This is a genomic window from Algibacter sp. TI.3.09 (assembly GCF_038154905.1).
Lineage (GTDB): Bacteria > Bacteroidota > Bacteroidia > Flavobacteriales > Flavobacteriaceae > Algibacter.
In genome coordinates this window covers 822,380-834,840 of record NZ_JBAKAN010000001.1, presented here as the reverse complement: position 1 = coordinate 834,840, position 12,461 = coordinate 822,380, and the positions used below count along the sequence as shown (strand labels likewise).

Here is a 12,461-nt window from a genome sequence, read left to right as displayed (position 1 = left end):
AAACAAAAAAAACTAAGGGAAATAGAATCTATGTTATTACTAACATAAAGGTTGGTCCTCAATATTTAAAAAAGTTCTATTTGAGCTCTTATATGTTTTAGATGAAATCGCTAAAAAGAGTAAAAGATTTATATTAATTTTGTGTTTTAAATACCTTCATAAATTCTGAGATTTGTTAGAAAAAAGACAGCAATTACCCCAAGAACAAGTAATAGATACCGATTATTTCATTTACTGTTTAGAAGCGGTTGAAGATGTAGAAATAGATACCGTTACCGAAGCTCAAAAAAAACTAGATCAATTAACCTCGCAATACGGAGTAGCTAGTATTTATAACACTTGCGACACCATTGAAGGATTAGAAGACAACTTAAACGCCTTGGTTTTAGGTGATCATAATTTTAAAGATTACGAAATAATTTACTTGGTTATTACAGGTGAAGCTAATAGTATTTGTTTAAACGACTATTACTATAGTTTACAAGAAATTGCAGAAATTTTTGAAGGACGATTAGACGGAAAGATTTTACATTTTTCCAACGCTAAAGTTTTAGATTTAGACGAAGAAGAAGCTCAATACTTTTTAGATATCACTGGAGCAAGAGGTATTTCAGGGTACGGTAATGCCTCTAATGGAATTACTAGCTCAAGTCTGGACATCGCATTCTTTAACTTGTTTAACGAAGATGATAACATGCTAGATGTTGTGGAAGATTTGCATCAAAGACATTACAAACTTTGTAAACTACTCGATTTTAGATTGTATTATTAAGTTGAGGCTGTTCTTAATTATTGGACAAACTTATAATTCTGAGGTTTCGCTGAGAATCGCGTATTTGAAAAATATTTGTATCTATGTAAAATAGAACCTAAAAGTTCTATTCGCCGTTTTAAGCATATAATATATCTGTACTATAATGTTCCGCGTTATGTTACTTGAGTTTTGGTTAAAAGCGAAAGTTATTACTACATTTTCTTGTTTTTTTATTCTAAAATATTTCTTGACAATGTCAGTGGAACACTGGAGAGTAGTGGAATGTGTGTATGGAATGAGATTAATAAAATTTTACTAGAATAATTCTTAGGTAGCACTAAAGTTATTTAACCAAATTCTCACTTTTTTATTTTTAGCTTTTCTGTCTTTTCTTGCACTACATCTTTTTTGAAGTAACTTTATTATTTTTGAATTATAATTTAACATCATTTGCGAACTAGGAACCACATTATAAGAATTAGGCAACAATAAATAGTAGTATGGAATGAAATTACACTACAAAAATTTTACTTTTTTAAATAATTTGTACAGCTTTGATGCATTGCGTCGATTTTATTGGTAATTATTTCTAAAATTTAAAAAAAAATACCATTTTTACTTTTTCCATTCTAAAGCCCCAAAGCTTTAACCTACATATCATGAAAAAACTATTATTTTCTTTACTTTTCCTACTATTTACTTTAACAAACTTATTTTCCCAATGTCCAACTACGGAAATTGTTTTAACCACACAACAGCAAATCGATGATTTTGCAAAAAACTATCCTGACTGTACTCAAATTAATGATGATTTAGTCATAAAAGGTAGTAGTGATATAAAAAACCTAAACGGGCTAATTGGCATAACACTTATTGAAGGAGATTTAACCATCGGCGAAAATTCTCTAGGAACAACAACATCTTTAATTAACCTCAATGGCTTAGAGTCTCTTATAACAGTAAATGGCGACCTAACAATCCAAAGAAATAACCAAATACAGTCATTAGTAGGATTAAATAATTTAATAGAAATTGGAGGGGTATTTAAGCTTAATTCAAACCAAGAGTTACTTAGTTTAGATGGCTTATCCGTACTAAATTCGGTACATGGATTATTTATAACATTAAATAATAAGTTAAATAGTATTGAAGCCTTAAGTAGCTTAAAGGTTATAGCATCTAACCCATACAATAACGCTTTTTTAATTTCAAGAAATGATTCCTTAACGAGTCTAGAAGGTTTAGATTCTATTCACACAATTGATGGAAGTGCTGTAATTAGTGATAATGGGGTTCTAAATTTATATGGATTACGTAATTTAAAAATGGTTAATGGTTATTTAAGGATTGAATATAGTGAGTTTTTATTGAATTTAAATGGATTAGAAAATTTAGAACGCATTGCGGGGAGTTTTAGAATAGCCTTTAATACGGCAATGCTAAACTTAGAAGGATTGGATAATTTAAAGCATGTAGAAGGTGAATTAGAAATTCATCAAAATGCGTTAGTAACCCTAGATGGTTGTAAGATTGAGCATATCGAAAAATTAAATATTTTTAATTCTAACCATTTAATTGACCTTAAAGGACTAGAAGGACTTACGAGTATAAATGGAGATGTACTTATTAAATCTAATGATTCCCTAATAAATTTAATGGGGTTAAATAATCTTAAAACTATAGGAGGAGAGTTTGTTATTTATCTAAACAAATCTCTAATAGATTTGGAAGGCCTAGAAGCATTAGAAGAAGTTAGTCCGCTTGCAGCAATGCCTTTTGAAATCAAATATAACAACAGTTTGCAAACGCTAAGAGGTTTAAGTTCATTAAAAACGGTTGGAGATGATTTATACATAGCGTATAACGATGAATTGACTCAATTAAACGCGCTTCAAAATTTAGAGTATGTAGGAGAAATATTTACCTTTGCTGGTAATGATAAATTAATCAATATAGATGGTTTAGAGAAAATAACGGTCTTAAATATGATGAGCATTATTGGAAATGATTCCTTGGCGCATATAAAAGGTCTTAAAAATTTAACATCAGTAAACACCCTCGGTATTAGTTATAACTTGAGTTTAGAAACATTAAATGCACTTTCTAATCTCAATGAAGTTAATGGGTTGGTAATTAATACCAATAATTCTTTATTAAATTTAGAAGGATTAGAAGGACTAAACTCAGTTGGTGGTGCGTTATCAATAACAAATAATGCGAATCTTGAAAATTTAGTAGGTCTTGACAATTTGGAATTTATAGAGGGCAATTTTAATCTTAATAATAATATTAAACTGGAATCCGTAAATACACTTTCCAAACTGAATAAAGTAGACGCTAAATTATCCATTGACGCTAATGATTCACTACTTAGTTTAGAGGGCTTTAAAGCCCTGAATTCAATTAACGGAGAGCTAGTAATAACTGAAAACGGTAGTCTTGAAAGTCTATCTGGTATTCAAAATATTCATAACGAATCAATAACAAAATTAACTATAAAAGACAATATAAATTTGTCTCTTTGTGAGACAATTAATGTATGTAATTACCTAACAAGTAATGCAGAATATATAATTGAGAATAATTTAGAAGGATGCAATAGTTCTGAAGAAATAATATCTTTATGTGGAGATGAGTTCAACACAATTAATGGTCAAATTTTATATGATATTAATGATAACGGTTGCGATGTTAACGATATTCCTGTCAAGAACACTTTAGTTTATACTAGTAATAACTTAACATCATTTTCTACTATAACAGATGATACAGGGGAATATGTGCTTTATGTAGAAGAAGGAAGTTTTACAACTACAGCATCTGTAAATGATGAATATTTTGAAATATTCCCACAAGAATATACCTCTAATTTTGAAAACCTTATACAAGACGAAACGGTTAATTTTTGTTTAATCGAAAAGCAAATTGCTAGAGATATTGCTGTGACATTGATTCCTCTAAAGGAAGCAAGGGCAGGTTTTGATATTAGTTATGAATTGATTTATGAGAATATTGGAACATCGATTGAAGAAGGTTCTGTCATACTAGAATATGAAAATTCCCAACTTAATTTTATAAATGCATCTATCAATGAAGACTCGCGAAGTACAGGACTATTAACATGGGGTTTTCAGGATTTATTGCCATTTGAACAAAAAAGTATTATTGTCAATTTTAATATTTTCACACCTCCAACAGTAAACAATGGTGATATTCTAACTCTAATTGCAAGCACAGGAATCTCATTTGAAGATGTTGACCTAGATAATAATAGGTTTGAGCTTCAACAAATTATAATAGGTTCTTATGACCCAAATGATAAAACTGTATTAGAAGGTAATGAAGTTCCTGTTGAACAAGCTGATAATTACTTGCATTATATAATTAATTTTCAAAATATTGGTACAGCTTCTGCAATCAATGTGAGGATAGAAGACATACTAGATGCAAAATTAGACAGAAAGACATTTCAAATACTCACATCTAGTCATGAAGGCTTAGTTACTTCATTAAAAGATAATAAAATTACTTTTTTGTTCGAAGACATCAATTTAAATTATAAAGATAACAACGAAGAAGAGAGTAAAGGTTTTTTAGTCTTTAGGATAAAACCTGAAAAAGAAGTTAATGTTGGAGATATTATTTTAGGTCAAGCAAGCATATTTTTTGATTTTAATCAACCCATTATAACGAATACGGTATCGACAACTTTTATCGAAAAAGCCTTAAGTATTACAGAACAATCCATCCAAAACATGCGTTTATTTCCTTCGCCATCTAACAGCAAAATATCCATAAAATATGAAGGGTTGATATTACAATTTAAGATATACAATACTGCGGGAAAATTGTGTTTAGAAAACGGTGATAATGGTGGTATAAAAAGTATAGATATAAAAAAATTATCGCAAGGAATATATTTTATAAAATTAATGGATCAAAGCCAAGTAGAAACAGTTTTGCGCTTTGTGAAAAATTAATCAATTTTTCACAATTCAAAATAGGTTTCCAAACGTTTTTCTTAAAATTTTATATTCTCGCGGAAACCTTTACGAGAATGTCCTAGAAAAAAATATTGCAGAATTATGTTGAATTATAGCTTATGTATATTAATCAAACTACGACTGTAAACCGGCTGTTACATAAATGCTGACGATATAGACCTAACGCTATATCTGCATCTATGTAAAATAGAACAGAAAAAGTTCTATTCGCCGTTTTAAGCATATAATATATTTGTACTATAATGTTCTGCGTTATGTAACTTGAGCTTTGGTTAAAAGCGAAAGTTGTTACTACCGTTTCTTTAAAAAATTTCTCCTAAAAAGTTTCTTCTACAATGTTAATGGAACACTTTTTATGCGACGACGTAGGAGGGAAGCGTAATGTGTGTGGAATGATTACTAATTAATATCTTTCAAATATTTACGGTTTTCCAACATAAAAATTCCTACAATATTTTGTAAATTTAAAATTTCCTGTAATAAATAAAAATCAACTATGAATATAAAAATCCCTCAAAGATTTGATGAAAAATTGACTGGTGATTATCGAGCTTTTATTGATGGTACTATCTCAAATTTCAGTGTGATACTTCAAGACAATAAGTTAGAGTTCTTCCAAGAGTTTACCGACCATGGTATCGCTCACATAGAAGAAGTTCTTAATACTGCATGCAACTTAATATCAGATGAGTCATTTGAGTTTCTTAATGAAAAGGACATTGCTGTTTTGATTATGGCAGTTATCCTTCATGATGTCGGAATGCATATTTCAAGTGAAGGTCTAAAAAAGATTTTTGATAAAGATTATGAACAAAATAGGGTACATTATTTTGACAGCCTCTCTTGGGAGGATAAGTGGAATGAATTTTTTTACGAAGCCAAACGATTTAATGACGAACAATTGACGAACATATTTGGTAACTCAAAGATTGAAGTTTCAGAACCAGATATTGATAATCTTGATGATTCCTCAAGAAAGCTATATGGAGAATTTTTAAGGAGACACCATGCAAGGTTAGCACACGAAATAAGTCACGGTGGATTTCCGACTAAGTTAGGAGAAAAAAACATATTGACTAATACGAATATTGACAAAGAAATTATAGATATATGTGGTCTTGTAGCTAGAAGCCATGGTATGAATTTAAGAAAATCATTTGATTATTTAAAAGATAGACATGGAGAAACTTGGAATATTCCATATGATATAAAGGTGTTTTTTTTAATGACAGTTTTAAGAATAGCCGATTATATTCAAATACATTCTGAAAGAGCTAACTCTTTGTTGGTAAAAACTAAACGTTTTTCAAGCCCAATCTCTAAAAAAGAGTGGGAAAAGCATAATTCAATTAAGGATATAAGTGTTAAAACGGCTGACCCAGAGAGGATTTTCGTTACTGCAAAGCCAGAAAATAGTTTGATATATTTAGAATTGAGAAAATTATTTGATGATATACAAAGTGAATTTGATATTTCTTGGGCAATACTTGGAGAAGTATATGGTAAAGATGAAGAATTGAAAAATCTAAAAATTAAGTTTAGAAGGCTGACTTCTAATTTGGATAACATTGAAAAATACGGGGAGACGGTTAAATTTATACCAGAAAAAATAAGATTTGATGCTGACCCAGAATTATTAAAACTTTTAATAGGACCGTTATATGGTGAAGACCCAAAATATGGAGTTAGGGAACTCCTTCAAAATTCAGTAGATGCAGTTAAAGAGCGCGCCTATATCGAAGAATCATTTGATCAAAACATTGAAATAGCACTGGAAGAATTAGAAGTTGATTCGAAAGAGTACTATTTAACAATAAAAGATAATGGTATTGGAATGGCGAAGGATACAATAATAAATTTCTTCTTTCGAGCTGGTGCATCTTTTAGAAATAGCATGCTTTGGAAGAAGAGCTTTGTTGAAGATAGTGAAGTGAAAATTGAAAAAACTGGAAGGTTTGGCGTTGGAGTATTAGCTGCTTTTTTATTAGGAGACGAATTTGAGCTTTATACTAAACATTATAAATCTGAAAATGGTTTTCAATGTAAAGCTTCTTTAAGTACCACACAAGTTGAATTATTAAAAACAGATTGTGAAATAGGAACTTACATAAAAATCAAATTGAAAAAAGAAATTAACGATGAATTTCAAAAGTTAATTCTACAATTTAAAAACCTTAAAAAACAGAAATACACTTTATCTAATTATAGAAGAAGAGATGAAGTTAATAAATTGGAATGGTTTAATTGGTATGTTATGGATTTGCCAAGAGTAGAACTCATCATAAAAGATGATAACCTTAAAAATATATTTAGCTTATCTAATTTAAAAATATCCTCAATACCGGAAATTCCATATAAAGGTTGGTATAAGTTTAATACCAAGGAATTTAAATCAATTCATTGGACTATAGATTATAATAGTCCAGATTTATATTATTATTCAAGTAGATGGGAGGAACGTAGAGGTCATAAGTTATATTGTAATGGATTTAAAGTTGTTAGAGGATACAAATTGCCAGAATTCCCTTGGAGTTACCCTACCGTTTCTGTTTTTGATGGAAATGCAAAAATGCCTTTAAGTTTAAGTAGAGATTATTTATTGAACGATAGATTACCCTTTGAAAATGAACTAATTAATAATGTGTGTTTTAAAATAATTGATGTTCTTAACAAGACTGAATTTAATAAAGTGGGTGAATATTGGGTACCCGAAGAAAATATCTTACAATTTTCTGGGATAAAAATTGATATAAGCAAATATGTAGTAGTTTCTGGAGACAAGTTTACATTAATGACTCCTTTTATTGCTAAATCCCTGGGACTGGAAGTATTTTATCAAGTTTGGTTAAAAGATTTTGATAGTTCAAATTTTACTTTTTTAGATAAAAAAGTTTTTTATCAAGCTCTAACTAAAAATAATGACCCAAACTATTTTTATAAAAATTTATTAGAGCCAAAACAATATGGAGAATCTAGTTTGTTAGACTGGTTTAGTCTAGGAGACACACCAAGAAGACGTAGAAGACATTTAGTACACAATGACTATCTATTAAATGATAAATTATCATACATGCTTGAAAAAAATAGACTCTCAAAAAGTTTCAGAGATTCTATAAAAAGCCAATTATTTAATGATAGATGGACAGTGATAAAAAATGTTCCAACTAATACTGAAGATGATTTTCTTATTGAGGAGGAAATAATAGATAAAAATATTAAATTAAAAGATAAGAAAAAGAAGGCTTTACTTAAGCAAAGTGATTTGGATAAAAGTAAATTAAAAGATAGCTATTATTATTTTGTAAAAGAATATTTTATAGATAAAGAACAGCTATCAGGCTTTGATAGATTTAAAGAAGTATGGACAGAATTATATGGAGGTAACGATTTCCTAATTCCTATTAATAAAGAATATCGAAAAATGCTAATAAAATGACCTCATAAAATTTTGGGTCAAAAACAAATGAGCGTGCATATTTTAGGGGTTTAGTAATAAAGCCTCTTAATAGTTCTAAATACACAAGGGATTTCAAAGTAATCTTAATTAGTTACAATGTTTCCTAAAATATAGCATAACGGACCTTAATTGTTTCCAAAATTATACGCAGTCTTGATTTTTTTGTTTCTTTTTTTATCAAAAAAAAAGATTTTAAATTTAATTGAGATTATAGACTAATTCAATTATATAGTCGATTTCTCCAGCTTTATCCGTATAATCAATAATTGTTTTGACATAGTAGTTTCCAATACCAAATGAAAATTTTTTGAAACGGTCTAATTCTTCACTCGGAATATTGTCAAACATTTCTTGTGTATAGTTAAAGATAGAATTCAGTTTTGGTTGTTCGTCAAGAGTTACTATTTGCCAAAATTTATAAGAATCATTGTCTAAATTTTGAAGGAAATGTAAATGAATTTTAGGCATATTTTTTTTATTTAGTTGATAATTAATTATTTACTTATTACAAAAATATGCTTAATATTTTAGTCTTGAAAAAGTATTAAATTATTTGTGATATTTTCTATTTTACATAATATTAGAAGTTCTTAATTAAAAAAGATTAAATAGTAACGAGAGAATAGAATAAGTACATAGAATTTTATTTTTACTCACATATTTAATTATTTGCAGAAACTTCAAATGTCTTCGTAAATCTCCTAAAAAGTCGATTCTTAAATTTTATACTCTTGTGGCAATCCACGAGAATCGTCTAAAATTTTTTATTACGTACATTTTATCGAATGCGCGATTTTTAATAAGAGCAAAAAGGTTAGCTTTTATTTTGGCGTTGGATAATTGTGTCTAAAATAAATTGCCAGAGCAATTTGATTTTATTTTAGCTTACCAATTTTAGCAAACATCATCACGTAAAAACAGCTGTTACATGAATGCTGACGATATAGACCTAAAGGCGCTATATCTGCATTTATGTAAAATAGAACAGAAAAAGTTCTATTCGCTGTTTTAAGCATATAATATATTTGTACTATAATTAATATTATGTAAAATAGGATATTTTAAACCATACTCTAGTATCATTCAAACTACAAATAAAATATAGAAAACACGAATGACGAAATCCTGTTAAGCCACATTCATTTGTATAATATCTTTAAGCTGGGTTTTACCTATAGGTTTATTTACAATACCATTCATACCAACGGCCATACATTGTTCTTTAACTTCACTAATTTCTAATGCAGTTAATGCAACAATGTTACAATCTGGTTTAAAAGATTTTATTGTTTTAGAAGCTTCAAAGCCATTCATTAACGGCATATTGATATCCATAAGTATTAAATCGAAATCGTCCGTTTTACAACGTTCTACGGCCTCTAATCCGTTATGCGATATCGTACAAATGTGTCCAATAGAAACAATAAGTTTATTGGTAATCATTTGGTTAATTTTATTGTCTTCCACAACTAAAACCTTTAACGGCTTTGTTCTATTATGTAAAGTACTTTTGGCAATAACATCTGGCGTAGCAATTTCACAAGGAATTACAAACGAGAATACACTACCTAAACCAAGCGCACTATCTAATTTTATTTTTCCGCCCATGGTTTCTACATGGCTTTTTACAATAGATAAACCTAGACCAGAACCAAACGATGTGTTTTCTTCTATGGCTTGTTTAAAATTTTCAAATATTAATGTATGGTTTTCATTAGCGATGCCTATACCGGTATCTTCAACTTTAAACTCTAAATAATCGATATCACTATCTGTATTTATAAGTGCTACGCTAACATCTATTCTACCTTGATTGGTGAATTTTATAGCATTAGAAATTAAATTATCTAAAATTTCCGTGAGCTTTAAACTATCTAAATAATATAGATTATCTATAGCTGCAGGCATGTTTAAAACCAGCTCGTTATCTTTTTCTTTAGCCGAATAATTAAGCGAATTTATAAGGTCGCTTATTAAAACTTGTAGATTGATAATTGTTTTTTTCTCCGCTACCCTATCCGATTCAATTTCGGTAATTCGTAAAATTTTATTAACCAATTCGTGTAATCTGTTACCCGAAAACTGTAAGGAATTAATTAAGTTTTTATGTTCTACACCCAAAGTCTTATCATCGGCAAGCATTGAGGTTATCCCCATAACACCGTACAAAGGCGTACGTAACTCATGACTAATATTACTCAGTAATTCCGATTTTAAACTAGTTAAATGTTCGGTTTTAGATCGTGCTGCTTCAAGATCTTTTCGTCTTTGTTTATCTTTAAACGAATGCACAAGAAAAAGCATTAACAAGAAAAACAAAACAAAGGAGACTACAATAGCCGTAATAATATTATTTCTAGAATTAGAAGTTTCGGTTTCTAATTGAGCCTGTGTAATTTCCTTTTGGTATTCACTAAATTTAAACTGCGCATTTAGATCTTCTAATTTTAAACGTTTTTCGGTATTAAAGCTTAAATCTTTATAAAACTGTTTATTTTTTAAAGCGGCAATCGCTTCGGTATAATTGTTTTGGGCTTCAAATATTTCATATTGCAAATTGTAACTGTCTATCAATTCTGGATACAGCTCTTCTTTTTCAGCAATTTCTATAACATGCTCTAAATGAATATTGGCGATATCAAATACCTCTTTCTGTTTGTTATAAAGCGCTTCTAGGTAATGCAACGTCGCTAAAAAAACAGGGTCTTCAATATTATTATCTGCTATGGTTTTGGTGGCAGACTCTAAATAAGGTAAAGCATTGTCGGTTTTATTAAAATCTAAAAACAAACCAGCCATATTTAAATACCACGCCGAAATATTAACCGGATTACCATGCTTTGTGGCATAAATAAAAGCTTCGTCGTAATATTTTATAGATTTATCTAAGGTTTTTTCATCTTTAGAATAAACACTTCCTAAACCATTTAAAGCAGAAGCGGTGATATAATCACTATTTAATTCTCTACCGAATTTAAGGGTAAGTAAAAAGTATTTTTCAGCACTACGATCATCGTCTAACATTTGATATGTAGTTGCTAAACTATTATAGGCTCTGGCTTGCTTATCTGTTACATTAGAAATATTAGCCAATTTTACGGCAATTATAGAATACTCTAACGCTTTCTCGAAGTTAGAACCAAAATTTTCTTTACGAGCCAAATCTATCAATACACTTATGCTATCGCCAGCCTTCTCTGTTTTATTTTGAGGCTTACCATAGCTAAATATAAAGCTAAACATTAATAACACTAAAAGTAAAGTTCTATTCAAGCTAAATTTGTTTAATTTCTTTGGTTAAGGTATCGATATAATTTATGAAATGCAAAATACCGACATATTATCTTACGAACCAATTAATTATCGGTTTTTGTACGCTTATTCTTTTTTTAACAAAATTTGAGCGTTTTTATTATCATTCATGGCATAATTATTGAAAAAGCAAATGTTAAAGTACTGTTATGTAACGTTTAGCTTTAGTCTACGACTAAAAAAATAATCTTATATTTGTCAGCCCAAAATTTTATCAAAAATGAAGCCGGATCCAAAATCAAAAGCAAAGAAATCTAAATTCAAGCTTTTACATCAATACTACTCTTACACAGGGTTTTACAGCTTTGTTTGGCAAGCTGTAAAGAAGGCTTTACCTTATATTATTGGTATCGTTATTTTGGTATATGTGGTAAATCATTTTTTCGATATCAACAAAACACTAACACATTTAACCGAAATACTTCCGGCTTACGGTGTTTTAAGTTTCTTTTTTGTTTCAGAAACACTTCTAGGTTTGGTTCCACCAGAAATTTTTATTGCCTGGGCAGGTAAAATGTATAGTCCTTGGTTTTATTTAGGAGTTTTAGCCGTGCTATCTTATGGTGGCGGTTTGGTATCTTATTGGATGGGGCGCACCATAACTAAAATTCCATCGGTACATAATTACATTGCCGTTAAAATGGAAAAGCAACTTAAAAATTCAAAAAAATGGGGTGGCTTTTTAATTATGGTTGGTGCGGTATTGCCTCTACCCTTTTCTATTGCTTGTTTGGCAGCCGGAATTATCGAATTTCCGTTTAAAAATGTTATGCTTTTTGGTTCGCTAAGGTTTATCCGTTTTGCACTTTATGGTATTCTTATTTTTAGTGCCCTTTAACAGGTTTTTACATTAAGGAATTTCACCTACTATTTATCTTATTTTTAACGATTATTATGAAGGGATTACAACTTTAGAACCTTATTTTTGCTGAAA

General features: G+C 29.4%; 6 protein-coding genes. 4 read left to right on the top strand and 2 right to left on the bottom strand.

Features of this window, described 5'->3' with window-relative positions; genetic code table 11:
- The first annotated feature begins 172 nt into the window (after positions 1-172).
- From V6246_RS03215 to V6246_RS03205, 3 genes are all read left to right on the top strand, one after another.
- Positions 173-772 carry a DUF6642 family protein gene (locus V6246_RS03215; RefSeq protein WP_341558926.1) on the top strand — a complete coding sequence of 200 codons (600 nt, stop codon included), beginning with the start codon at positions 173-175 and terminating at the stop codon, positions 770-772.
- A 641-nt stretch (positions 773-1,413) separates the two neighbouring features.
- Positions 1,414-4,734 carry a DUF7619 domain-containing protein gene (locus tag V6246_RS03210; protein ID WP_341558925.1) on the top strand — a complete coding sequence of 1,107 codons (3,321 nt, stop codon included), beginning with the start codon at positions 1,414-1,416 and terminating at the stop codon, positions 4,732-4,734.
- A 520-nt stretch (positions 4,735-5,254) separates the two neighbouring features.
- A complete protein-coding gene (locus V6246_RS03205; RefSeq protein ID WP_341558924.1) occupies positions 5,255-8,194 on the top strand; it encodes an HD domain-containing protein in 2,940 nt (979 codons plus the stop codon).
- 219 nt (positions 8,195-8,413) lie between these two features.
- On the opposite strand, the gene V6246_RS03200 is transcribed toward V6246_RS03205, so the two are convergent.
- Both V6246_RS03200 and V6246_RS03195 read right to left on the bottom strand, forming a co-directional pair.
- The gene (locus V6246_RS03200) at positions 8,414-8,683 is read right to left on the bottom strand and encodes a hypothetical protein (RefSeq protein ID WP_341558923.1); all 270 of its coding nucleotides are present in this window, start codon (positions 8,681-8,683) and stop codon (positions 8,414-8,416) included.
- 660 nt (positions 8,684-9,343) lie between these two features.
- Positions 9,344-11,488 (bottom strand): tetratricopeptide repeat-containing hybrid sensor histidine kinase/response regulator, encoded by a 2,145-nt coding sequence (locus V6246_RS03195; RefSeq protein WP_341558922.1) that lies wholly within the window; start codon positions 11,486-11,488, stop codon positions 9,344-9,346.
- A 259-nt stretch (positions 11,489-11,747) separates the two neighbouring features.
- Here V6246_RS03195 and V6246_RS03190 point away from each other — a divergent pair, with 259 nt between their 5' ends.
- Entirely contained in the window at positions 11,748-12,365 is a 618-nt protein-coding gene (locus tag V6246_RS03190) for a YqaA family protein (protein ID WP_341558921.1), read from the top strand.
- Positions 12,366-12,461: the final 96 nt, after the last annotated feature.

Coding starts and splice junctions, on each gene's coding strand:
- V6246_RS03205 (WP_341558924.1), top strand. CDS start 5,255: ATGAATATAAAAATCCCTCAAAGATTTGATGAAAAATTGACTGGTGAT.
- V6246_RS03200 (WP_341558923.1), bottom strand. CDS start 8,683: ATGCCTAAAATTCATTTACATTTCCTTCAAAATTTAGACAATGATTCT.
- V6246_RS03210 (WP_341558925.1), top strand. CDS start 1,414: ATGAAAAAACTATTATTTTCTTTACTTTTCCTACTATTTACTTTAACA.
- V6246_RS03190 (WP_341558921.1), top strand. CDS start 11,748: ATGAAGCCGGATCCAAAATCAAAAGCAAAGAAATCTAAATTCAAGCTT.